Consider the following 24,228-nt stretch of genomic DNA (forward strand, 5'->3'; position numbering starts at 1 on the left):
GAAATACGCAGCTTGGCAACACCGACACGGTGCACGAACGCCTGGGTGACATTGGCACAGACCTCGAGATATGCGAAGCGGTCGATGATGCTGAAATGGACTGGGTAGCCTGGCGACGGGGTCAGGCAGCCGCTGTTCGTCTGCGACGCTTGAAGGAAAAATAAGGCCGGTCCTAAAGACCAGCCCTCAAGGAGTGTGGGAGAGGATGCCCTAAAAAGGCACGACATTTATTCTGAAACTCGCTTCATGTTGCAAGCGCAGAAAACGCTGACGGGGGGCGCTGATTTTCGCACGCCTCTGAATGCGCCTGCTACCGAACGGGCGGCGAGACCACGGAAGAATGGCCTCGCTGCAGGTGTAAAAGCGCATGGTCACAAGCACGCTTAGATCTTCGGCAGGTATATTCCCCCCCCCCCCCGCTTGAAGCGGGCGCTCTTTATCAATCAATTTGTTCGATGCAAATGGAATAAGGTTTCTCCCATCGCATGATGGTTTGTCGCGGTGCGCACATGGGCTATGCTGAAGGGCACCTGCGCTGTTCGGGCAAAGCTGACCGCCGAACCCATTTCCTGACGGGTCGCCCGCGTGAGGTACTCGAAACGTTCCACGAGCAGGGCGCAGATGCGCTCCAGTTGATGCAGCGAATCGTCACCATTTCTTAGAACACCATAGTCGTTTTCAGAGAGGTCCAAAATTCCGGACATGTCGACTCTCCGCATCTGCTTTTTCAAAATCTGGCAGACTGCAATCCACCCATCCCGACTGCCGGCCGATCGGGTCGACGAGCGTAACCGGACAGACGGCTTCCTGGCACGCCAGATAGGCCCTCGAGTGGCTGACTAGGGCGCGTTGCGGCAATGAGCTTGGTGCCACGCATATGGCAACTTCCCAGCCGAATAGGCCATTGAACCGAGCTGGTGCTGCGTGCACAGCGAATACAGCGTACGACCGAACCAAACATGGCAGAACGTAAGCATTCTCCAAATTTTAGCACAAATTTTAGCACATAGCACAAAATATTGAAAAGAAATATTTTAATTCAATATCTTGGCATATGGCGTTCCTTCTCATAACCTGAAGGTCGTAGGTTCAAATCCTACCCCCGCAACCAGACAAGGCTATAGCACACCGTCTCAGGGCAACCCGAGGCGGTTTTTTTGTGCCTGTTTTCTGTATCTTACGGGAGGATTTGGCGCTCCATATTGCACCACTCTGTTCCTTTCTGCGTAAGCGCCGACGGAAGGCGGCGTTGACGTAGGGTTATTTGGGTTTCCGCGGGCGCGGCGCCCATTTCTTGGCGAGTGCCGCGAAGCGAGCGTGGATCACCTCGATGTTGGGTTGAGTGTGGGGGTCATGGTCGTCGCCAAGAGCATCTAACGCCTCTTCATGGTATTCATGCGACGGATCGGTTAGAGCCTCCAGCTTCTCGGCATAGCCCCAAGGCCCTCCCGAGTCCTCCGGTGGGCGCATTCCGCTAGCTTCCAGCAGGCGCGGATAGCTGCCTTGCAGGTCAGCCGGAGCGATGCCGTGAATCCTGACGCTGTGCTCCCATCCGTCGCCAAAGTCGTAGAGGTACTGGAAGGTCTTGCCGCGCATTCCCTCCAACGCCTCAGCTAGGGTCGTCTTTCGGGCATCAAGTGGGCCGCCAAAGCCGTAGGACGGGTCAGGGATGCCGAAGCCCGTGCGCCCGAAGGTCAGCTCCCACAGATGGCTATCGGTCCATCCCAACGCTTCCTGGAAGGTAGTGTGCAAACGATCGAGCCGGATGCCGAGCGGTACTTCGATCATGCGGGTTACGGCGGGCGTCACGTTATCCAGAGTGATCGTCATGTGCACGACGAAGGCGTTGCTCAAGCAGCTTGCTCCAGGTTCTGGATCGCCTTTGCGGCCTGCCAGTTCCACGGCAGGAGTTCGTCGATCCGGTTGATCGGATGGTTGCCGATACGCTCGATTACGTCGGTGAACCAGGCTTCGGGCTCAACACCGTTCAGGCGGCACGTTTCGGCAAGCGAGTAAAATAGCGCCGAGGCATCCCCGCCCTTGATGGACCCGACGAACATCCAGTTGCGACGCCCCAGAGCAACGCCGCGCAGGGCATTTTCGACCAGGTTGTTGCTGATCTCCAGCAGGCCATCTTCGCAATAACGGACCATCGCCGCCCAGCGGTTAAGGGGATAACGGCATGCTTTCGCCAAGGCGCTGTCCGAGGACAATCCCTGCATCTGGGCATGCAACCATGGCCGCAAGGCTGCAAGCTTCGGGAGAGCCTGCTGCTGGCGAACCCGTCGCCGCTCATCGGGCGGCGCTCCTTTGATATCCCGTTCGATCGCGAACAATTCGCTGATCCTCACGACCGCTTCAGCAGCTACCGGCGATGGGTTCTTTTCCAGAATGTCAGTGAACTTACGTCGCGAGTGAGCCCAGCAGCCAACCTCGATCACGCCGCGCGGCGCCTTGGTCTTGGGGTCATGATACAGCGCGTTGTAGCCAGCATAACCGTCGGCTTGAAGGTATCCACGGTAACCTGCAAGGTGGGCCGCCGGATGCTTACCGCCGCGCCCGGTCGTGAAGCGGAACGCCACGGCAGGCGGGCTCATGTCCCCGCTTGATCGGCTGTCGCGCAGATAGACCCAGAAGTAGGCGGTATGGCTACCGTCTTGGCCCTGCAGCAAAGTCACCGGCGTTTCGTCGCCATGTATCTTTGGAGCTTCGAGGATATGGACGAGCAACCGTTCGCCGAGCGGCGCCATCAACCAGGCCAGCTTGCGCGACCAGCGGCCCATCACGTCGCGATCGATCTCTACCCCTTGCCGGCGCAGGATCACCGACTGGCGATGCCAGGGCTGATGATCGACAAAGCGGCTGACGACGAGGTGCGCGAGCAATGCGCTGCTTGCCATCACCTTGGGCAACGGCAGATCGATGGCCGGCGCCTGGCGGATCGTTTCGCAGGATCGGCAGGCGATGCGAGGGCGAACATGACGCAGGACACGGAAGCAGGCGGGTACGTAATCCAGCACTTCGGTGACGTCTTCGCAGATGACGGTCTCGCTACCACCGCAACCGCATGGCTCCGGAAGGTGCTGGGTCGTCTCACGGGGGATATGTAGGGGGATCGGCGCCCTGGTTCCGGCCTTGCGCGTCGGTTTCGCGTTCGACGCCGCAGGAGCGTCATCATTGGCCGGCTCCGGGGCATCCACCTCCTCGAACATCAGCCGCAACTGCGCGATATCCATTTTCTCAGAGCTGCGACCGAACTGGACGCGCAGCAGCCGAGCAAGACGGTGCTCCAGCTTCTCGATCGTCAGACCCTGAGCTTTGACGGTCTGCTTTGCCGCCCCCAGTTCGGCCCGCTCCAGCTCCATGATCTCAGTCATCTCCCGCAGCATTTTCTGCAGGAGAACGGGGTCTGTGGGGAGGCGATCAAGGTCGAACCGCATGCCCCGGACTATAGCGCAAGTGGCATTTCCCGCCTACATAAAACGGCAGTTTTCCGAGCTTTTATCGCTCATGCGAGGGTCGGCACGAGCACCTCGTCGTGAACAATCGCCTGCCGCCAATCCAGTCCGTCGATCAGCATCGCCAACTGCGCGGCCGAGAGCCGCGCTGCTCCCCCGTCCTGGGTTCTGGGCCGTACGAACTTTCCGCGCTCGAGGCGTTTTGCATACAGACAAAGTCCTGATCCGTCCCAGACCAAGGCCTTCAATCTATCGCCTCGTTTTCCGCGGAACAGGAATACAGCGCCGGAGAAGGGATCGAGTTGGAGGATATTGCGAACCTGCGCGGACAGGCCATCGAAGCCTTTTCGCATGTCGCACGGCGCCAACGACAGATAGATCTTCGCCGATGGCGGCAGCGTCAGGCTCAACGTTCAAGCTCCCCGATAACCTCAAGCGCCAATCTCAACGCTTCTCTGTCGACCAACCTGTCGATCGACACCATGAAGTCACCGCCGCGCCGGATCTCAATCCGGCCAATCTCAGGTGCTGTCCCCTGCGGCTCGGCGGCCAACTCAACCGGCACGAACCCGGCCATCGCGCCGCGGAGCAATTGCTTACGCCAAGTGTAAAGCTGACCGGTCCCGATCCCGTACCGACGCGCGACCACGGCCATGATGGCACCCGGCTGAGTGGTCTCCTTCAGGATCGCCAGCTTCTCTTCGTCGCTCCAGTGCCGGCGCCGTTCCACTCGAACGACCGCTCCGCCATCTCGGCGTGCACTCATACGAGGCTCGTTTGACTGCTCGATATCCACTCGCAAGGCCTCCATCTGCCCCGCGAAATTCACGCCCACCCCAATCCGCACAAGGCCGGGTTCCGTCGGCGCTTACCTTTCTGCGTCAGGGTGTCCATTTGCATTTGGGGGTATTTTGTGGGGTAATCGCCTGACACCAGCAGGAGATACCCCCATGCGTCTCAAGGATCTGGAAGTTCGCCACGCGGCGCCGCACGACAAGGACTACAAGCTCGCTGATGGCGGCGGCCTGCATCTGCTTGTTCGGCCCAACGGCTCCAAGCTCTGGCGCATGAAATACCGCTTCGCGGGCAAGGAGAAGCTGCTCTCCTTCGGCGCCTACCCGAGCGTTAGTCTGGGCGATGCCCGGTTGGAGCGCGCCAAGGCCAAGATCGCTCTCGCCGAAGGGCTCGATCCGGGGACGGGCAATGATACCCGTAAAGGAAAGACCTTCGAGCAGGTGGCTCGGGTGTGGCACGCCAATCGTCTCTCCTGTCTTGATGACGCGCATGCGTCGCGATTGTTGCGGCGGCTCGAGCGGGATGCCTTCCCGGCGATCGGCGGGATCGACGTGCGCAAGGTCACCGCTGCACAAGTGCTGGAGATGCTGCGCAGGGTAGAGGCGCGTGGGGCGCTCGACGTAAGCTGCCGGATCAAGCAGCATGTGAGTCAGATCTACCGTTTTGCCATCCCGCAGGGGTGGGCTGAGACCGATCCGGCGCAGTACCTGACCGATCTGATGCAGCCCAAACCGCGTGTTCGGCATATGCCGCGCGTTGGCGTTGCGGAACCGCCCGCGCTTGTTCGTGCGATCGACCAGTACGATGGCGAGGAGAATCCTCGGCGCCGCGCAGTGACGCGGGCTGCACTGTTGTTCACTCTGCTAACCTGGGCCCGCACCAACGAAACGCGGCTTGCGCTATGGTCCGAGTTCGAGGGGCTGGACGGCGCCGATCCGATCTGGCGCGTTCCTGCCGAGCGGATGAAGATGGGGCGCGAGCATATTGTGCCGCTGAGCGCGCCCGTCGTTGCGTTGCTGGCGGAGGTGCGGAAATTCAGTATTGGTTCGCATGTCTTTATCGGCGACAAGCCGGGCCAACCGATCTCGCAGAACACCATGATTTACGGGTGCTATCGCATGGGATATCGCGGGCGGCAAACCGTCCATGGGTTCCGAGGCATCGCCTCGACGTGGGCTAACGAAGCCGAGTGCTACCGTTCCGACTGGATCGAAATGGCGCTGGCTCATGTCGAGCAAGATGATGTGCAAGGGGCCTACAACAGCGCTTTATATCTAACGCCCCGGCGCAGAATGCTCGCAGCTTGGGCGGAATACATCTTAGGCTTGAAAGCCGCTTAAAGCTCGTACCGCTAATTTGGTTGCCATTTAACCAAGAAATGGATCCGGAGACATGGCGCCTGCCGTCCGATCAAGCAATTGAATTACATAAATATATTGGATCACATTCTATGTCAAAACCAAAGATGGCAACCAACTTTGGTTGGGTTGCAGCGACATAACATGGTGCAGCATGGCAATGGGGCAGGGCGTTGTTTGCAGATGATGAGTTGTTGTGTTGGTTGTGGATAACCTGCAATTCGCTCTCTTTCATCGCCCCTTCATTCGACCATTTTGGCCGTGAACGGTCCTTCATGATGGTTGATGGGAACTACCGAGTCTGGTCGAGAGCTGCCGGAAGAGCGGAACGTCCGCTGCTGAGGATCAAAATCTGGCGATGAGCGTCCGGGATGGGTCGGTTTGGGCAAGGGCGAGCGACGGATCGAGCGCAATTTTGAGCAGTCGGCTTTGTATTAATAATTCGAGAGGTTGCACCGTTTGGCGGCCTTTATCCTCTATAGGCTTCGAGAAATTGATGAGCGCGCAGGACTTTGGCTGCTGCCGGGTTATGGGGGCAATATGCGAATGCCCCCATCATCGTCAGATTGTTGAGCGAACCGGCCGGATGATCAGCGTATTAACGTCCACATCCGCTGGCTGCTCCACCGCATAGGCGATGGCGCGCGCGATCGCGTCCGGGGTGAGCGCGATGGAGCGGAAATCGACCATGGCCTGCGCCGCGACCGGATCGGTGATCGTGTGGGCCAGTTCCGATTCCACGACGCCCGGCGCGATGATGGTGACGCGAATGTCGTCATGCTCCATGCGCAGCGCCTCCGAGATGGCGCGCACTGCATATTTTGTCGCGCTGTAGACGCCGCAGGTCGGCCACACGGCATAGCCGCCGATAGAAGAAATGTTGACGAACTGGCCGCTGCCCTGGCCCTTGAAGCGAGGGAGGGCGGCGGCTATGCCGTGCAGGACACCGCGGATGTTGACGTCGATCATACGGTCCCATTCGTCAACCTTCAGGCTGTCGAAGCGCGACAGCGGCATCAGCCCCGCATTGTTGACAAGCACATCAACGCGGCCGTATTCGGCCTCCGTCGCGGCGATGAACGCCTCGAAATCGCCGCGGTCGGTGACGTCGAGCGACCGGAAGGCGACTGTGCCTCCCGCTGCGTTCAGTTCCTCCGCCAGCGCTGCGAGCCGGTCGGTGCGGCGTGCGCCCAGCATCAGCTTCGCGCCGCGCGCCGCGAGCAGCCGCGCCGTGCCTTCGCCGATGCCGCTGCTGGCGCCGGTAATCGCGATGACCTTGTCCTCTATGGCCATGATAATCACTCCTGTTCAGACGGACCGAACCATCGATCCGATGTTCCCCTAAATGGCGCTATCTGGTCGGAAGGAGGTAGAACGGTCATCCGGGATGATTGCATGATATTCCAGATTTCTAGCGCCGGGCTGGATCGGTCTCTTTCAGCCGTGTAGGCTGATCTTACCGATTGCTTTGAGAGAGGCGCTGATGGCGCATCAAGAACTGGCTCAGCAGATTGCCCGATACGCCGAGCGAGACGGCATCATCGACACGCCCATCGCTCGGCTCACGCTGGTCCGCTCGGGCCAGGGTGGCGAGCCGGTGCATATGGTCCAGCGTCCGGCGCTGTGCATTATCGCGCAGGGCGGCAAGCGCGTGCTGCTGGGCGATGCGGTGATCGACTATGGCCCTGCCAGCTATCTCGTCGCCTCACTCGACCTGCCCATCACAGGCGCTGTGACGCAGGCGAGCGCGGACGCGCCTTATCTCTGCTTCTGCCTCTATCTCGACCCCGCCTTGTTGTCGGAGATCGCGTTAACCCTGCCGCCCCCGCCGGCGGGCACGGAGGAGAGGGGCGGGATGACGCTGCACCCGATGACACCTGAACTGATTGACGCGGCGACGCGGTTGACGGCGCTGCTCGGCGATCCGGCGAACGCGCCGCTGCTCGCGCCGCTCATCGAGCGGGAATTGCTGGTGCGGCTGATGACCGGGCCGGGCGCGGGCATCCTGCGCGCGATAGCTAGCGGCGAAAGCCGCACCAGCCAGCTGGCCAAAGCGATCGCCTGGCTCAAGGCCCATTTCCGCGAACCATTCAGCGGACCGCACCTTGCCGCCCTTGCTGGCATGAGCCTGTCGAGCTTCCATGATCATTTTCGCCGGGCCACCGCCATGACTCCGCTGCAATATCAAAAACAGTTGCGGTTGCAGGAAGCGCGGGCGCTGATGTTGGCCGACCGCCTTGATGCGGCAGAGGCGGGCTTCCGCGTTGGCTATGACAGCCCCTCCCAGTTCAGCCGCGAATACCGTCGCCTCTTCGGCGCCCCGCCTGTCCGCGACGTGGGGCGGTTAAGGGCAACGCCGCAGATGGCTATGGCGATTTGAGGGCGAGGCGTAGTGCGATCCGATGCGGAGCGACGATACTTGCCCAGCTGTGATCCGCTTCGTTACAGGGGCAATGACGCGGTTGGAGAGCGCCAAAGACTGGATCGACAGCACTCGCTGCTCGTCGTCGCCTGCAACATAGGGTTCGCTCCCCGAGCATTGCGAACCGTCCGCATCTCATGCCTCCCTTGGCGAGACAAATCGGGTGCGAAATCGGGACAGAGAGAATGTTGCGGATCATACGCTAGAGAACCAAGCTTCGCTGCCCTCACAGGGAGCGGTTCCTGCCGATGGCGCTATTGCACAACTCCGAGCGACAGCCGCGAGATATAGCTGACGGTCGGCACTTTGGAGTTTCGAAATGAAAGCCGAGTGTCTGCGTTGGGCCGGCTCCGATGGGCAGGGCCCATCTTAGTGTAAGCGAAGCCTGAGCCCCACCTTGCGGGTGTAAGTGACCCTGTCCCGGTTCTGGAAATTTTGATCGATCTGCGCTTCGGACAAGACTTGCTCCTGACGGTACGGAGTGTGAACCATGCGCAATCCCGGTTGGCAGCGGGAACGAGAATGAACTTGGACGTTTCTACGCATGCTAGGACAGGACGTCGGGAACGCAGCAAGGTGGTCGAGCACGGTTGATTATAGCCGACCCGATACACTTTGTGCTTTGGGGCGTTCAGGTTGTTTGTCCTTGTTCGTCATGCCGGTAGGCAGCGGATCACCCTTCCGGTCCGCCTTTGCCAACAGACTCTTAATCCAAACGAGGAAACGCCATTGCCTGCCAACGATCCGACACTCAGGACGGCCTCTACCGGCATAGTCGGGCTCGACGATATTCTGAACGGTGGCCTTACCCTGGATCGTATGTACCTGATCGAGGGAACACCGGGCACGGGCAAGACGACGCTTGGTCTCGGATTTTTGCTGAGTGGTGCGGCCGCGGGGGCATCCTGCCTTTACATAACGCTAGCCGAGACCGAGGTGGAGCTTCGGGCGGTTGGCGCATCCCACGGCTGGTCTCTCGACAGTCTGCACCTGTTCGAGATGGTTCCCGCCGATGGGTTCAGCGAAGATCAGGAGCAGACACTTCTGCATCCGAGTGAAGTCGAACTGGGGGAAACGGTTCGCAGCATTATGGCCAAGGTCGACGAGTTGCGGCCTGCACGCGTGGTGCTGGACAGCCTTTCGGAACTGAGGCTGCTCGCCCAAAGCCCCATCCGATACCGGCGCCAGATCCTGGCGCTGAAACATTTCTTCTCGACCCGGGAATGTACCGTCCTGTTTCTGGATGACAAAGGTGCCTCGGGGAGCGACCTTCAACTCCACAGCATTGCCCACGGCGTCATCTCGCTCGATCAGACGCTCGCCAGCTTCGGCGCGCAGCGCCGACGCCTTCATGTCGTGAAGATGCGCGGTCTGGCCTTCCGGGGCGGCTATCACGATTTCGAGATCGAGCGCGGCGGACTGCGAGTTTACCCGCGTCTCGTCGCATCGGAGCACGACACTGCCGACAACGCTGCGGCGATCACGACCGGCTCACCCGAACTGGACGCCTTGCTGGGCGGCGGGCTCGTACCCGGGACGGCCACTCTGCTGACGGGACCGGCCGGGGTCGGCAAGACGACCACTTCGATCCAATGCATGGTCGCGGCGCTCGAGCGCGGCGAGAACGCGGCTTACTTCTTGTTTGACGAACGCATGCCCACGCTGATGGTCCGCAGCAAGGCGCTTGGCATGGATTTGCAGCCCTATCTGACAAGCGGGCAACTGCTGATGCGCGCCATCGATCCGGCGGAGATGTCGCCTGGCGAATTCGCAGCCTCGGTTCGCAGCGCCGTGGAAAGCCACGGCGCCCGCATTGTCGTGATCGACAGCCTCAACGCCTATCTCCAATCGATGCCAAACGAGCAATTCCTCGTTCTGCAGATGCACGAGATGTTGACCTACCTCGGTCAGAAAGGTGTGGCGAGCCTCCTCATCCTTGGCCTTCATGGCGTGACGGGAGACGTCCGTTCGGATGTCGATCTCAGCTACCTGTCGGACACCGTGGTTCAACTTCGGTATTTCGAGGCACACGGAGAAGTTCGTCAGGCCATATCTGTGATCAAGACGCGAACGGCACGGCACGAAAGAACGATCCGGGAGTTTCAGATCAGTGAGGACGGCTTGCAATTGGGTGAGCCGCTCCGTCAATTCCAGGGCGTTCTGACCGGCGTGCCCACGTTTTTAGGTGAAGGAAGAAATCTGATGGCTGCTCAACCGGATGGCGAGTTGCCGAACGGCTAGGATGAACCTCCGTGTTTTGATCCTGGCGCCGCGCGGGCGTGATGCGGCCATCGCCGCCGACCTCCTTGCCCGTAACGCGATTCCATCGCACATCTGCTCCGACCAGCAGGACCTTATCGAGCGGCTGCTGGAAGGGGCTGGGACTGTTCTTCTCACCGAAGAAGCTCTTGCAGCACCAATTCCGTCCCAACTGGCAACCTGGGTGGCCGGGCAACCGAAATGGTCGGATGTTCCCTTCGTCGTGCTTGCCAACGGTTCGCGCTCGCCGCGCACAGTCGCCGCAACGGCGCGCTTGGCGGAGCTTGGCAACGTCGTCCTGCTCGAGCGACCCTTGCATGCCGAAGCGATGCTTGGCGCAATCCGCTCGTCGCTGAAAGCCCGGGCTCGGCAATACGAAGTTCGCGATGCTGCTGCACTGGCGGATGCTCAGAACCGGGTGCTCGAACTCGCGGTCGCCCAAGCACCGCTTGCGGTGACCCTTGAGGCTCTCGTGCGCGAGGTCGAAGAGTTGTCCTCGTCGGGGGTCATCGCCTCGATCCTTCTGATTGACCAGGAAAGCCAGCGGCTGAGGCACGGCGCTGCCCCCAACTTGCCCGATGCCTATAACGAAGCGATCGACGGTATCGCGATAGGTCCCGCCGTTGGCTCATGCGGGAGCGCCGCATACCGCAAGGAACCGGTGTTCGTCATCGACATCGCAACGGACCCGCTATGGTCCGAGTACCGGGAATTGGCGTTGGCGCACGGCCTGCTTGCCTGCTGGTCATTCCCGATCCGATCCACCCAGGGCGACGTCCTGGGTACGCTTGCCCTTTATCACCGCGAAACCTGCGCTCCGGTCGAAAAAGATCTGGAGATCGTCGGCTTCGTCGTGCGCACCGCGGGAATCGTCATCGCCCGCGCCCTGACCGAACTCGAGTTGCGGACGAGCGAGGCGCGCTACCGCCAGATCGTAGAAGGGGCGGAAGACTTCGCCATCGTAACGCTTGATCTTGCAGGTACGATCACGGGCTGGAACAGTGGCGCCACTCGGCTCTTGGGTTACGCAGAGCACGAGGCACTTGGCCATTCGGGCGCTATGTTCTTCCCGACAGAAGACACGGGAAGTGGCGAGCCTGCCAAGGAGATGGAGCGCGCCGTTGGTGACGGGCGCGCTGTCAACGAGCGATGGCACGTCCGCAAGGACGGCTCGCGGTTCTGGGGATCCGGCCTCACCATGCCTCTGGCAGGCGGTGATGCAGGATTCGTCAAGATATTCCGCGACCGTACGCGTGAACATGAAGCCGAAGCGACGCTACGCGAAAGTGAAGCGCGACTTCGGTTCTTCGGAGAAATCGAGGAACGTCTGTTCCGCGCAGGAGACGCATCGGACGCCATGCGAGCAGCGACCGAGATGCTGGGGCGCAAGCTGGCGGCGTCGCGATGCGCCTATGCGGACGTCGACACCGATGCTGATCGATTCTGGATTCGCAGCGACTACACGGCAAGCGACATCGTAAGCTCCGCCGGCGTCTACAGCCTCGATCTGTTCGGTCCACGCGCAGCTGCCGACATGCGTGAGGGAAATACCCTCGTCGTAAGTGACGTGGCCGAAGAACTGGATGCCGGTGAGGGCCGGGAGATGTTTCAGGCGATCGGCATCAATGCAATCGTGTGCTGTCCGCTCGTCAAGAATGGCTCACTGGTGGCCATGATGGCGATCCATCAGAATGAACCTCGTCACTGGACCGCATCGGAAATCGCGCTCGTCAAGGAGACTGTCGAACGGTGCTGGGCGCATGTCGAGCGTGTCGGAGCCGAAGCGCGTCTCAAGGAAAGCGAAGAGCGATTGCGTCTGGCCGTCGAGAACGCAGAAATTGGCTTCTGGGATGTCGATGTCATCAGCGACCGCTTGATCTGGCCGGCCAGGACAAAGGCTATGTTCGGGATATCCGCAGATGTGCCGGTGAGCATGAACGATTTCTACGGCGGGCTTCATCCGGAAGACCGCGACGCGACCATCGCAGCCTACCTTGCCGCTGCCGATCCCGATCTTCGTGCTTTGTACGATGTCGATTACCGCACCATCGGCAAGGAGGACGGCGTCGAACGCTGGGTTGCAGCAAAGGGCCGGGGTCTATTCGATGCAAGCGGGCGCTGCTTGCGCGTCGCCGGGACAGCGCTGGACATCACCGCGCGCAAGCAGGCCGAGATTGCGCTTCGCGACCTCAACGCCACGCTGGAGGCCCGGGTAGCCGAAGCTGTCACCGAGCGGGAGGAAGCACATGAAGCGCTTCGTCAGAGCCAGAAAATGGAAGCCATGGGCCAGCTTACCGGCGGCGTTGCTCATGACTTCAACAATCTTCTCACCCCGATCGTAGGTGCACTCGATCTATTGCAGCGAAGAGACGTGGGCGGGGAGCGCGAAAAGCGCCTTATTGCCGGCGCGGCACAATCGGCAGAACGCGCAAGGATTCTCGTGCAGCGCCTGCTCGCTTTCGCGCGGCGTCAGCCGCTGCAATCCACAGCGGTAGATATTGCGAAACTGGTCGCGGACATGGGCGAACTCATCGAAAGCACGACCGGGCCGCAGATCAAGGTTGTCGTCGAGAGTCCCGCTGACATCCCGCCCGCCAAGGCGGATCCAAACCAGCTGGAAATGGCGGTCCTCAACCTCGCCGTGAATGCCCGCGATGCCATGCCGGAGGGAGGCACGCTACGTATCTCGGCTTCGGTGGCAAACGTGGGTTCGGGGCACCGGTCACGGCTGGTGCCAGGCAGGTACGTCTGTCTTTCGGTAGCCGATACCGGCACCGGCATGGACGAAGCCACGATAGCCCGTGCCATCGAGCCGTTCTTTTCCACCAAGGGTATCGGCAAGGGTACGGGACTGGGATTATCCATGGTGCACGGACTGGCTTCCCAGTTAGGCGGCGCGCTCACGATCGAGAGTCATCTCGGGCTCGGCACGAACATGCGGTTATGGCTCCCGCTCAGCGAACAAAAGGCCGAAGAGCACGCGATACCGCCTCCGATTATCCCGTACGCCCCACGACTGGGCACTGCCCTTCTCGTTGACGACGAAGCGTTGGTCCGGATGAGCACGGCCGACATGCTCTCGGACCTCGGTTACGAGACCATTGAAGTCAGTTCAGCAGAGGAAGCCTTGCAGATCATGGCATCAGGACAGCATATCGATGTCCTCATCACCGATCACCTGATGCCGGGAATGAGCGGGCTCGAACTGGCCCAGAATGTGCAATCCACACGTCCAGAAGTACCCGTCTTGCTGGCATCTGGGTATGCGGACCTTGAAGGTATCGATGCCGAACGTCCGCGGCTGACCAAACCGTTTCGCAAGGACGATCTGGCTGCGGCGCTGTCTTCGCTATAGCACCTGATCATACCTTTCGTCTCAAATTCCACTCAAACGCATCAGCATCGGCGCTTCTCAAACAACATACTGGCCGGCATCTAGCTTCGCATTCGCGCCAACACGCCATGCCTAAAGGCCGCCGAGCAACTGTTCCGCGCCGGTAAGCTGGAATTCCGTAATCGGCCGCTTCTACGTGCGCGGGATTGAATACTGCCGGTCCGCACTTGGTGAGCGAAATTTCGGCGTTGAGCGGCCGACAAGAGTCGACGGCAGGATAACGGCTTGCGCCCGTTCAAGTCGTTTTGTCTCGCAGATGTTTTTCCCAGAACCTGCCGTTCAGCAGGTCCTCGCTCCCATCGACCTGCACGACTGAATTTGGGATCTTCGACCCGCCGATTTCGGTTGAATATTGGATGGCCGACATTCCCCATTAAGCGATGCTACCCATCGTCCCAGTTGGTTCGCACTGGCGCTGTATCGGCGCACCGATTACTTGAAGTTCGTCTTTTCGAACAACGTCTTCGCCTGTTTCCCGGTTTACTCCATCATCGCAAGCAGGGATTCTATCGAACAGGTCGCGAAGCCCACGGTACTGTCGGATATTCCATAGGGTATTAGCAACCGATCCTCGACCTTGAGCGCGCCGCAGGTGTAGATGACATTGGGCACGTAACCCGAACGGTCCGCATTTTCCGCCGTAAGCACCGGCTCGGGCGTACGAGCGAGCACCTTACTGGGGTCGCTACGATCGAGCAGCGCACAGCCGAGGGCATACTTGCGCATGGCGCCGACTCCGTGCGTGAACATCAGCCAGCCTTCATCGATCGGGATCGGGCTGCCGCAATTGCCGATCTGGATGAATTCCCAGGGGTACTTGGGCTCCATCAGCAACACGCCCTCGTCGTCCCACGTATCGATGGTGTCCGATTTGAGCAGGAACAGGTTCTTGCCGTCCTGCCGCCCGACCATGGCGAATTGTCCGTCGATCTTCTCAGGGAACAGGGCCATGCCCTTGTTGCGGCCCGCCTCCCCCCGGATCGGTTCGAGATCGAAACGCTGGAAATCACGGGTGCGCAGCAATTCCGACCGGATCGAACTGCCGGAATAGGCGGTGTAGGTACCGACCCATTCGAAATCGCCGCCGCCATGATCGAAGCGCACCAGGCGCAGATCCTCCAGGCCGCCGCGCTGCTGCTCGGTTATCGGGAAGATCACCGTGTTGGACAGGCTCGATTCCGTGTGGCGGTGGACCGACACCGAACAGTCGGCATCGAACTGGTCTTCCTCGTCAAGTTCCACCGATGTCGCGAAGGCGGCCTGGGGCCAGAGCCGGAAATCGCCACTGCATTCCGCGATACCCTCGCGAAAGGCGATCGAGCTGATATGGCCTTCGCCCACCGCGCGCAGGCTCATGATGAAGCGCACGCAGCCGCCATGCAGTCCTGTCTGGTCGGGGGAAGGGACGATCGACGGATTCATGAGCGCAGCTGCGGCGAAGGTATACTCATGGCAGAAATACGAGCCGATCAGCCGCTGCTTGGTTTCCGAGAACAGGGTGGGATCGAGGCCAAGGTTGCTTGCCACTTCATCGAAGCGGCAGGCGAAAATCCTTTCGGTCTGCCAGTGGCGTTCCTTGAAGTCGCGCAGCACGCGCTCGTACTCTAGCGCAGCGCGCTCCTCGGTGAGCGCGGCGATGTCATCCACCAGGGCCAGCGCCCGACCTCCGGGCGCATTCTTCGCCTGCCAGCCGAGATGGAAGGGGCGTATAACCACGCGCGCCGGATCGGCGTGCAGACGCGTCTCGAAGATACGAAGCGGCTCAGACCAAACGTTTTCAGGCCGGTTCAAGCATTCCTCCTTCCCGCGGGAGCGGGGTGGACAGAGGGACAATCTCCATAAGCGCATAATGCGACAACTGAAAGGCCAGTATCGACTCCGCACCGCAATTCGCGTTGGCACCGCGCGGAGTTACCCCATCCCGGCAACGCCCCGTCGCAATGTCAGCAAGGATCGCACCCCGGTCATTGTCGCCGAAGAACCACCGCCATGCCATCATCGCATGCTCGCGCCAGAATGTGTTGCCGGTTACTAGCCATGCCGATCCTGCAGCCTCGATCGCCGCCTGCGCTTCCAGCGGCTGCTGGTCGAAAGGCAGGTAATTGTGCTCCTTATGGAAGCTCTCCGAGCCGATTGGCCGGAACTGGCGCTTCGCCGAGACCTGCTGGGCACATATCCATTCCAGCGTTTCCAGTCCTGCGTCGGTCCAGTGTTCCTGCCCCAGCAGTGCGCCGGCTTCGATCAGGGCCTGGGGCAGGCGCGGATTGTCGTAGCCGATCACGGCTTCGAACCACGCCCAGTCCGGCCGCCGCCCTTCGCCCAGAAGACGCATCAGGATGTCGCCGCCGCGCGCGGCAGCATCGCGGGAGGCGCGGTGCTCCGGATCGCGGCGCAGTACGGCGCAGGCGCCAAGCATGGCAAAAGCGATTGCTCGGGGTGATCCCAGTGGCGCCATGTTCTTGTTCACATCGTCGTAGAGATGAAGCGCCCAGTCAGCGACGCCGTCATCGGGTGCGCACGCATAAGTCTCGCCCAGTGTCCAGATCGCCCGCCCATTCGAGTCCTCGGAGCCTTCATCCTCACACCAACTGCGGTCGAACCGCATGAAGTTTCGAAAACGCCCGAGATCGGGGTTCCAGGCGGATTGCACGAAGGCGGCATAGGCGAGCGTCCACTTCATCCGCTCCGCTGCGGACAGACCCTGCGCCACGTTCATCAGCATGAGCGCGCGGGCATTGTCGTCGAGGCAGTAGCCGTGGCGGCGGTCTGGAACCACGCCGATCGAATGCTGGAGCATGCCTGTCGCATCGCTCATCGCCAGCACTGCGGCGAGCCCCGGAATGGCGGTGGCTGGCGGCGCCGCCCGCTGGGGCGCGACCGCGCGAGCGACCAAACGCGCGGAGGCCTCGGCGAACTGCGGCCAGATCGTGGCGCGCCCGCGGCCGTAGGCACGTCGTTGCATGGCGGCCATCGCTTCCGGCGCGTCGAGCAGGGCAATGACGGCTTCGGCAATGGCTTCGCTCGAGCGCGGGCGGATCAGCCGGCCGACATCCTGCGCAAGCAGTTCGCGCGCATGGACATAGGGCGTTGAGATGACAGCCTTGCCCAGCGCCACCGCGTAGCTCAGAGTTCCGGATGTGGATTGCTCCAGCCCCGGATAGGGCGTGAGGTAAATGTCACACGCTTCCAATTGGTCGAGTAATTCAGGCGTGTCGAGGAAGCGGTTGTCCCAAATGATGTAATCGGCGACACCGAGATGTTCGGCCAAGGCTATGAGCTTGTCGCGATAGGCCTCGCCTTCCTCGGCAACAAGGTTCGGGTGGGTTGCGCCGACGATGCGGTAGAGCGCCTCGGGGTGGCGTGCCACTATCGCGGGGAGTGAGCGGATCGCGTGTTCCAGCCCCTTGCCGGGGCCAAGCAGTCCGAATGTCATGAGCACCTTGCGGCCTGACAAGCCCAGCATCGACTTGAATTCTTCCTGGCGGCCGAATGGCCGGTCTGGCGCGCCGTGGTCGATAACTTCCAGAATGCCTGGCGGTGCGCCGTATTCACTCTCGAGCAAGTCGCGCGAGTGACGCGACATCACCATGATACGCGAGGCGCGGGTCACGAGATGGCGCAGGATGCGGCCCTGGCGCGCGGAAGGCTCTCCCAGCACCGTGTGGAGGGTAAGCACCAAAGGTGCGGCCAGCAGGTCGACGAACTGAACGACCATCTCGCCGTCACGCCCGCCGAAAATGCCGTACTCGTGCTGAAGCCAAACTGCGTCTACCCCGGACTCGTTGATCCGGCGGGCGACGCGGGCATAATCCTGCGGATCGCTGCGCGCGATGGTGTCCGCTACGTCCGTATATTCAAGAGGGCTTTCCGAATCATCCAGCGCGTAAACGTCCACCGCGATTTCCCGATGAAATTCGCAAAGCTTCTCAAATACGTCGGTCGTGAACGTGGCGATACCGCATTTGCGAGGGACGAAATTGCCTACAAGTGCCACACGCATCTGTTTTTGAGGTTTTGTGCCACTAGCCTCGAAGATGGAATGGATGTCAGCGACTTCGCGCCCGAACTCAGGGTCTTGGGAAAACGGTAAGCGTACCATGTGCAGACCTTGAACGAGAAATGAACACCTCTACTCAAGTCACCGGCGTCGATTCAGTTTCATGCCGCGCTGCAAAATGAGACGGTCCGATGCATGTGTGATCCGGAATGATGGGAAGCCAGAAACCTGCGCAAGACCCGGCATCGAGGGCAAGACCGCGTAAAATGGAACTTCACGCTGACCGGTGCGGCGTACAATCTGATCCGTCTGCCAAAACTAATAGCGAGGGCCTAGCTATGCGAGGAATCCGCCACTCAGCGGTTCTGGCAGCCAACGACTGCCACCTGATGCCGATGCTCGCGCCAGCCTGCACAAATGGCTGGAGGTGAGAGGTGGATCCTTGGAGGATTATGCATTTCGTAGCCGTACCGATCACGCAGCCCACATCAGCCCCAGCCAATATGCTTGCCTTGTTGACAAATGGGCCAAAGTCGAACCACCGGCTTAGGTTTCGAGCCGGGATCGACGGCTCAATCTCGTTGATCTTGAGATGTCCCACAGCCCGAACAAATCCAGTGGCATTCGCACCGATCCGCGGATGGGCGCCGCCGCCTCGGCGATAAGAAATCTGCAAATGGGGGGTGTATCCATTACAACTTATGTTATTAATGTAAATTAATGTCTATTTGCCTGCCGGAGATCGTCTGATGCAACGATCGATACATGATCGCCTTGCGCAACTTGAAGATGCCGTCCTTCGCACTGACGGCGCGATTTACGCGCTCCATGATCTGATCGCGCACTCGCTGGCCTCGGCTCCAGAAAATGAAGTTCGGCGGACGATTTCGAAACTGAAATTGGAAGCCGATAATCTGGATGCTGCTCTTGGGCCGGAGCGAATCGCAGGTTACCGGGACGAACTGGCTTCAATCGAGCAAGAGATTGAATATCTTCGCATTGAACCCCCAGGCGTGTTTGCACGCTTTCGACGGGCTTGAGATTTATTTGCCCTAATCCGCTAGTAGCCGCTCTTTCCGCCGCGCGGAAAGGTGGTCGTCGCCCACATCATTCCGTTCCGCAGGAACGGCAATGAGATTTAATTGAGGATTGGCGTCAGGCTACAAGACCGCTTGGCACAAATCCTGGCGGCATCTTCAAATGCATCTTCTGAGCGGTGTTCCACTTTCCTGACGGGCCACAGCAAATACCGGCAGCATAACGCCCCATTCAATTCGCCCCCATAGACGCGTATGCGCAATCGTATCCGTGATCGCTCATGTCATTCACAATCAAAAATCAATATACGGAATGCTGATGCGGCTCGTTCCATTGCGGTGCAAGTCCCGATTTAGGGCCGTCAGTTGAAGATGGCGCGACACGTCAAGGGTCGCGATCCCACTTCAATGTCTCCGCTATCGCAGTAAGTAGAGCATGGGCTTTTCCCAGCTGACCTTCTTCCGCGCCTGCGACTTCCGCAATGCTGGCCTGAACCTCCAACGCGGTCTCCACGATGTCGATAGCACGGGCGTTCGTCAAGGCAGCCTGCTCGATAAGTCCATGAATCAGGCTTTCAACAAGTAGCAATGCGGCCTGCCCATGCGGCTCAAGCGGTGAGTGAAGCGACCCAAAGGGCTCTTTTCTATTATCATCCACTGACATCTCTGCGCCTTTTCTTCCAGGCGAGAGATCGATTTTCAGCCGCCAGCGCCTGACTCGATACTCGACGACGGGGCAAGCATAACAAACGATGGCGTGGATACCACCACATAAATCAACAAATGACAATAACTTTGATCAATGTTTAATCTTGGGATGTCCGTGTATGCGAGGAGGATGGCGAACAGGTTCGTGAACAAACTCAGTGAACTGGTCGAGCTGGCGCCCGATGATGTTGCCATGCTGGAAGCGGTCACGGCGCGAAGCCGGAGATATGCGGCTCGGCAAGATGTAATCCGCGAAGGTGACAAGCCCGGACCGGTGTTCGTATTGCTTGAAGGCTGGGCTTGCCGCTACAAGATTCTGCCCAGTGGGACGCGGCAGGTGATGGCATTCCTGATGCCTGGCGACTCATGCGATCTTCACGTGAATATTCTGGCGGAAATGGACCACAGCATCCAGGCAATTTCGCCAGCGCTGATAGCCACCATCTCGCGATCCGAAATGCAGGAAATGCTGGATGATTATCCGAACATCGCGCGGGCCATGTACGCTGCCCAGCTCATCGACGAGGCGACAATGCGGGCCTGGATCGTCAGCATGGGTCGCCGCAGCAGCATCGAGCGCGTGGCGCACCTGATGTGCGAACTCTATGTCCGCGCAAGGAGTATCGGCTTGGCTGACGATGACAGTTTTGCATTTCCCCTATCCCAGCTGATACTTGCGGACGCGCTCGGAATGACGGCTGTCCATATAAACCGGGTGCTGAAGGAATTGCGGCTGCGTGGGGCGATGGAGCTAAATCGCGGCAGCCTGAATATTATAGATCCGATAAAACTCGTTCAGATAGCCGGGTTTGATGAAAACTATCTTCACCGCCGCCTAAATAAATCGATACAATAAGATGCAATAGGTAATAATACTTTTGACGATATTTTTGCGACCATAATCAGCCCTTAGGCGTGATCGACTGCAATACGACTCGCACTGATTCAGTCCATTCTTGAGTTACGCTTCGATGTCGCTGGGACGCAGATATCGTCCTATGAGCCAGACCTGCCATACTTTCTCCAGAGCCTTGCGATAAGGGGCTCGGCATGATGCGGCAAGGGTTTACATAGGTTTTGACCGCATGGGCAATCAAGTCGTGGTCAAGCCAATGGGTCGCGGGGGCACGGTAAGAACCGTGACGATCGCCTGATTCTGTTTATGCTGGATTGCGGCCAAACTGTCGTACGCAGGTCGTACGCGCATATCGGCAAGGGCATGAGGCTGGTGTTGATATCGATTAGCTTGGCGACCTCACCCTCCGCGACTTGACGCAACCTATCGGCAGTGGGCATTTGAGCATTCTCGATTGAGGGCGCCAACTGCAGCGCATGGTGCCGGCGGTGAGGTCGCAAATCAGGTTGCTGATCTGACTTCATAACCAGCGACGACGGAAGATTTTCCATTCGGATTGCAGTGTCGCATCGCAAGAAAGCACATAATGGCCATCCTCGAGAAGATCGACGACGCCAAAACGTTCATTTCCGATCGCGGTCAAGGCAGCGACCGGGTCGATCGCGTCAATCTCGATAGGACCCTGCACCGGGTTAACCGACAAAATGGTGTAAAGCGGCATAATACCCCCGACCCATGTGGCTGCCGCGACGACTATGGGCGCGATAGGGTCGCACATCGCGCCCACGTCATCGCCAGATACCCGCACACTGACAACGCCTGGTCCCTTTAGTGGACGGCAAAAGATTGCACCGAAACGTGAAAGCGTGCGCAACATAGATCAAGTCGTGCTGAATTGAGTGGTGCCCGTTGAGGTCTGCTTCACCCCAGGGGCGCGCGCTTCGAACGCTGTACCTGGGAAGACACGGGCTACACCTTCTCCTTATGGCAGGTCCATACAGTACTTTGGCGCACAACGACAGAGATATTAAGAGTACGGCGCCGAGGTGGCCGCCTCTTGATCCGTCTCTGAAACGAATATTTTGTGATTTCGTACTTTGAGCTGCAGCGGATGGGATTTGCGGCAACGCTGCTCACGTTTTGCATCACCTCTGTCGGCGTCGGTGTCGGTTATCTCCGCTTGCCCAGTCTAAGCGTGAGTACTACCAAAGCCAGCGCGAATGCGATGGGCGTCTTCGCTCTCCTCGATCGCGCGCTGCCCGGTCAATACGTCCACCATGCAGTTGAAAAATTCCAGAGCTTCGTAAGGCGTCGTCAGTGGCAGTTTCACTTTGGCGCCGATCAGCGCGTTCGCCGCATCTTCCTCGGTGGCATCGCGAAGTTGTATGAGCAGGACATCCTTGTGCGCGTTACAGGCATCGAGCTCGTTGCCAAGCAGGTCGGCAATCAATCTCATGAAGTCCTGCCGCTCTGGAGCTTCCGGATTTTCACGCAGGAAGGCCTCGATCGAGACTCTCGTGGAGGTGCCCCCTGACGAACGGTTCGCTTCGTGAATCACAGTTGTCTTTTCGGGACCGGCTGCACGAGCCAGATACCACTGATCGCCATTGGAACTCAGGGAAAATCGTAATATTGGATGGGTCATGGCGAGCTCAACTCCGTACAAAGGGAGAGCACTTGTCGAGGGCCAGAAAGGCGGCTCACCATCACCACGGGCCTCGTGCGCGATAAAAGGGGTATCGCCGGACAATACCGACTATCAGCTTGTCTGAAAAAACCTGCCGCATTTCTTCGGCTCCCTCCAGTCTTATACAGACAAGATGAGTACCGCCGCATGGGAGAGGCTCGATTGCACTGATTGATACCCGGTGCTCGGCGCATTGCCGCTCCACATCTGCCTGGGGAAGATCAATGTTGAGCAGACGGCTCACGACACAACCTCAAGACTGCGATCAGGGAACCAGACAGGGTTTTGCGAACTGCTCACCCAGCCGTTAGCTGCGGCTGCTCCAATCCCCAACTGATGTTCGCTGATTTTATTCGCCGTTACCCCGGCGGCGGCAAGGTGCCGCGTCCTCGCAAGGCGAGTCGCCGAGCCATTGGCGCGCATAAGCGATAACTGATGTTCGAAATATTGGCGATTGAGATCCATGATATCGCTCCCTGTCATAAGCGGGAGCACTATGGTCTCTCAGTCCCTGGCGCTTATTTTGTCATGCGAGAGATTTCTAAAATGTAAGAAATGATAGTGATATTTCAATGTATGAATCATCAATCGAGGCATGAGGTCGCCGATTTTATCCTATTTTCATTGAATTTTCTGGAAAAATCATTGTATTTATATGATGTGTCATGCCGACGATGCGATCAATGGGGATTTGCGCATAGATAACATCGCACGTATCGCATGCGCCCAGTCGTTGAATTGCTTCGCTCCAGCCACTCAGGTGGCCTGGTTGGGTATCATGCTCGTGTCAGAATCCGTCCAACTGCGTTGAGGCTCGACGGGCCGCCTGGCTCAAACGGACCGCCCAGGAATGCCGACCATCAGGATCGCCGATGAGATCCTGGCGAACTTCGATCTCAGCATATCCGATGCCGCGTCCAAATGCATGAAATGGCACCGTGTAATCGGTCTCGTCCATGCAATAAGGAACATTATCTCCAACGATGATGTCGTCATTCTCGGTGAGCGCGTCTCGCAGTGCGTGGGCAAACGCGGTGTTTCCAAGCCAGTGTAGTATTCCTACGTCCCAGTGTCGGTCGATCCCGTCGATTCTCGGCGTAAAACTGTGTAGCGACAGCAGGATGGTCGGTCGGTCCGCCGCTGCTCGGGCATCGATGAGTGCCGCGATAGCTCTGTGGTAGGGGGTATGTATCGCCTCAATCCGCGCGGTTCGCGCCGCATCTGTCAGGTTTTCGTTGCGCGAAATGCAGGTACCGTCTGAAACGATGGGAACTGCGTCATCGCGGGCGGGTGCGCGATTGCAGTCAATGACGAGCCGTGAATAGACCTGATGCACGAAAGGCGCGTCGAGCAGACGGGCAAGGGCTTTTCCCATCTCCCGCACGCCGATATCGATTGCGATGTGACGATCCATCTCACTGGGCGCCACCCCGAGATTTCCCAGTATGCGGGGTACTGCCGCACCTGCATGATCGCCGATCAGCAGGAACGGCGAGTTGCCTGCGGCGTTGAACACTTCGAACGGCACGGGATCGTCCGGCCCCAGCAAGCTGTCCGCCGGGCGTCCGGCCATCAGGAACTTTTTCCATGCCGCTGCTGACGATCCGTCATGTGACCACGTATCGCTACCAGCAGCCGGTTTCGCTCGGTGAACATCGTATAATAATGCGGCCGCGCGAGGCTTTTGACCAGCGTTTGCTCTCCGCTCGTCTCACAATCGACCCGGATCCCGCAGAACTGCACTGGATACACGATGTCTTCGGCAATTCGGTTGCGATCGCATCGTTCGAGCGGAGGGCCTCCGTACTCACGGTTATAAGTGAGGCGACACTGGAACACGCCCCGATCTCGCAGAAGCATGTTGATGTGGAGGCTTATGCCAGGCTGTTTCCCTTCACCTATTCGGCCGAGGACATGCCCGATCTGCTCCGCTCCATCGAGCGGCAGCACCTCGACCCCGAGCGCATTGTCGACAATTGGGTGCGAGCCTTCGTCAGCAATGACGGCAATACCACGACCATCGGCCTGCTGACCGAGATGGCGACCAGCATCAAGCGCGACTTCACTTACGTGCCGCGGCACGAGAAGGGGACTCAATCTCCGATCGATACCCTCAAGAAACGCATGGGTACTTGCCGCGACTTCGCGGTGCTGATGATCGAGGCGGTGCGCGCGCTTGGTTTCGCGGCCCGCTTCGTTTCGGGGTACGTGTACAATCCCTCGCGCACGGAGGGCGTGGTCGGTGGCGGCAATACCC

The 24,228-nt window shown here is 59.4% G+C and carries 20 protein-coding genes; 7 read left to right on the top strand and 13 right to left on the bottom strand.

Translation table 11 applies throughout. The features are described from left to right. Positions 1-443: 443 nt before the first annotated feature. The 5 genes from HWN72_RS22235 to HWN72_RS22255 all read right to left on the bottom strand — a co-directional run bounded on the left by HWN72_RS22235 (position 444) and on the right by HWN72_RS22255 (position 4,254). Complete coding sequence (locus HWN72_RS22235) at positions 444-704, bottom strand: hypothetical protein (protein WP_211151415.1); 261 nt, start codon at positions 702-704, stop codon at positions 444-446. A gap of 556 nt (positions 705-1,260) precedes the next feature. Then, positions 1,261-1,854: a plasmid pRiA4b ORF-3 family protein gene (locus HWN72_RS22240; protein WP_248006246.1), complete on the bottom strand. Its 594-nt coding sequence runs from the start codon at positions 1,852-1,854 to the stop codon at positions 1,261-1,263. Beyond that, positions 1,851-3,440, bottom strand: coding sequence for an IS66 family transposase (locus tag HWN72_RS22245; RefSeq protein ID WP_211151416.1), 1,590 nt, complete (start codon positions 3,438-3,440; stop codon positions 1,851-1,853). The genes HWN72_RS22240 and HWN72_RS22245 overlap by 4 nt, the downstream gene beginning before the upstream one ends. Positions 3,441-3,508: 68 nt before the next feature. Beyond that, positions 3,509-3,868, bottom strand: coding sequence for an IS66 family insertion sequence element accessory protein TnpB (tnpB, locus tag HWN72_RS22250; protein WP_256434612.1), 360 nt, complete (start codon positions 3,866-3,868; stop codon positions 3,509-3,511). Beyond that, the gene (locus HWN72_RS22255) at positions 3,865-4,254 is read right to left on the bottom strand and encodes a transposase (RefSeq protein WP_051587045.1); all 390 of its coding nucleotides are present in this window, start codon (positions 4,252-4,254) and stop codon (positions 3,865-3,867) included. The genes tnpB and HWN72_RS22255 overlap by 4 nt, the downstream gene beginning before the upstream one ends. Before the next feature lie 154 nt (positions 4,255-4,408). On the opposite strand from HWN72_RS22255, the gene HWN72_RS22260 reads away from it, so the two are divergent. Further along, positions 4,409-5,593 (top strand): integrase arm-type DNA-binding domain-containing protein, encoded by a 1,185-nt coding sequence (locus tag HWN72_RS22260; protein WP_211151417.1) that lies wholly within the window; start codon positions 4,409-4,411, stop codon positions 5,591-5,593. Between the two features lie 579 nt (positions 5,594-6,172). Here HWN72_RS22260 and HWN72_RS22265 read toward each other — a convergent pair. Further along, complete coding sequence (locus HWN72_RS22265; RefSeq protein WP_211151418.1) at positions 6,173-6,904, bottom strand: SDR family oxidoreductase; 732 nt, start codon at positions 6,902-6,904, stop codon at positions 6,173-6,175. Positions 6,905-7,094: 190 nt separating this feature from the next. On the opposite strand from HWN72_RS22265, the gene HWN72_RS22270 reads away from it, so the two are divergent. From HWN72_RS22270 to HWN72_RS22280, 3 genes are all read left to right on the top strand, one after another. Then, entirely contained in the window at positions 7,095-7,991 is an 897-nt protein-coding gene (locus HWN72_RS22270; RefSeq protein WP_211151419.1) for an AraC family transcriptional regulator, read from the top strand. Positions 7,992-8,762: 771 nt separating this feature from the next. Further along, positions 8,763-10,274, top strand: a complete 1,512-nt coding sequence (locus HWN72_RS22275; protein WP_256434613.1) for an ATPase domain-containing protein — start codon at positions 8,763-8,765, stop codon at positions 10,272-10,274. A 1-nt stretch (position 10,275) separates the two neighbouring features. Further along, positions 10,276-13,647 (top strand): PAS domain S-box protein, encoded by a 3,372-nt coding sequence (locus HWN72_RS22280; RefSeq protein ID WP_211151420.1) that lies wholly within the window; start codon positions 10,276-10,278, stop codon positions 13,645-13,647. Between the two features lie 519 nt (positions 13,648-14,166). Here HWN72_RS22280 and HWN72_RS22285 read toward each other — a convergent pair. Both HWN72_RS22285 and HWN72_RS22290 read right to left on the bottom strand, forming a co-directional pair. Further along, positions 14,167-15,477 (bottom strand): glycoside hydrolase family 130 protein, encoded by a 1,311-nt coding sequence (locus HWN72_RS22285; RefSeq protein WP_211151421.1) that lies wholly within the window; start codon positions 15,475-15,477, stop codon positions 14,167-14,169. Further along, entirely contained in the window at positions 15,464-17,785 is a 2,322-nt protein-coding gene (locus HWN72_RS22290; protein ID WP_211151422.1) for a glycosyltransferase family 4 protein, read from the bottom strand. The genes HWN72_RS22285 and HWN72_RS22290 overlap by 14 nt, the downstream gene beginning before the upstream one ends. Before the next feature lie 647 nt (positions 17,786-18,432). Between HWN72_RS22290 and HWN72_RS22295 the strand changes: the two genes are divergently transcribed. Further along, positions 18,433-18,723 carry a hypothetical protein gene (locus tag HWN72_RS22295; RefSeq protein ID WP_211151423.1) on the top strand — a complete coding sequence of 97 codons (291 nt, stop codon included), beginning with the start codon at positions 18,433-18,435 and terminating at the stop codon, positions 18,721-18,723. Between the two features lie 382 nt (positions 18,724-19,105). On the opposite strand, the gene HWN72_RS22300 is transcribed toward HWN72_RS22295, so the two are convergent. Further along, complete coding sequence (locus HWN72_RS22300; RefSeq protein ID WP_211151424.1) at positions 19,106-19,510, bottom strand: hypothetical protein; 405 nt, start codon at positions 19,508-19,510, stop codon at positions 19,106-19,108. A 63-nt stretch (positions 19,511-19,573) separates the two neighbouring features. Here HWN72_RS22300 and HWN72_RS22305 point away from each other — a divergent pair, with 63 nt between their 5' ends. Next, positions 19,574-20,284: a Crp/Fnr family transcriptional regulator gene (locus tag HWN72_RS22305; RefSeq protein ID WP_211151425.1), complete on the top strand. Its 711-nt coding sequence runs from the start codon at positions 19,574-19,576 to the stop codon at positions 20,282-20,284. A 520-nt stretch (positions 20,285-20,804) separates the two neighbouring features. On the opposite strand, the gene HWN72_RS22310 is transcribed toward HWN72_RS22305, so the two are convergent. The 4 genes from HWN72_RS22310 to HWN72_RS22325 form a co-directional block, all read right to left on the bottom strand. After that, positions 20,805-21,161, bottom strand: a complete 357-nt coding sequence (locus HWN72_RS22310; RefSeq protein WP_211151426.1) for a hypothetical protein — start codon at positions 21,159-21,161, stop codon at positions 20,805-20,807. Between the two features lie 312 nt (positions 21,162-21,473). Beyond that, a complete protein-coding gene (locus HWN72_RS22315) occupies positions 21,474-21,929 on the bottom strand; it encodes a hypothetical protein (RefSeq protein WP_211151427.1) in 456 nt (151 codons plus the stop codon). Positions 21,930-22,211: 282 nt separating this feature from the next. Next, the gene (locus HWN72_RS22320; protein ID WP_211151428.1) at positions 22,212-22,436 is read right to left on the bottom strand and encodes a hypothetical protein; all 225 of its coding nucleotides are present in this window, start codon (positions 22,434-22,436) and stop codon (positions 22,212-22,214) included. Positions 22,437-22,758: 322 nt separating this feature from the next. Next, positions 22,759-23,544 (bottom strand): N-formylglutamate amidohydrolase, encoded by a 786-nt coding sequence (locus tag HWN72_RS22325; RefSeq protein WP_211151429.1) that lies wholly within the window; start codon positions 23,542-23,544, stop codon positions 22,759-22,761. Between the two features lie 14 nt (positions 23,545-23,558). Here HWN72_RS22325 and HWN72_RS22330 point away from each other — a divergent pair. Beyond that, positions 23,559-24,228, top strand: a 670-nt coding sequence (locus HWN72_RS22330) for a transglutaminase N-terminal domain-containing protein (protein WP_211151430.1), incomplete at its 3' end; no start/stop codon positions are given.

The sequence above is a fragment of the Novosphingobium sp. HR1a genome, from assembly GCF_015594425.1.
Lineage (GTDB): Bacteria > Pseudomonadota > Alphaproteobacteria > Sphingomonadales > Sphingomonadaceae > Novosphingobium > Novosphingobium resinovorum_A.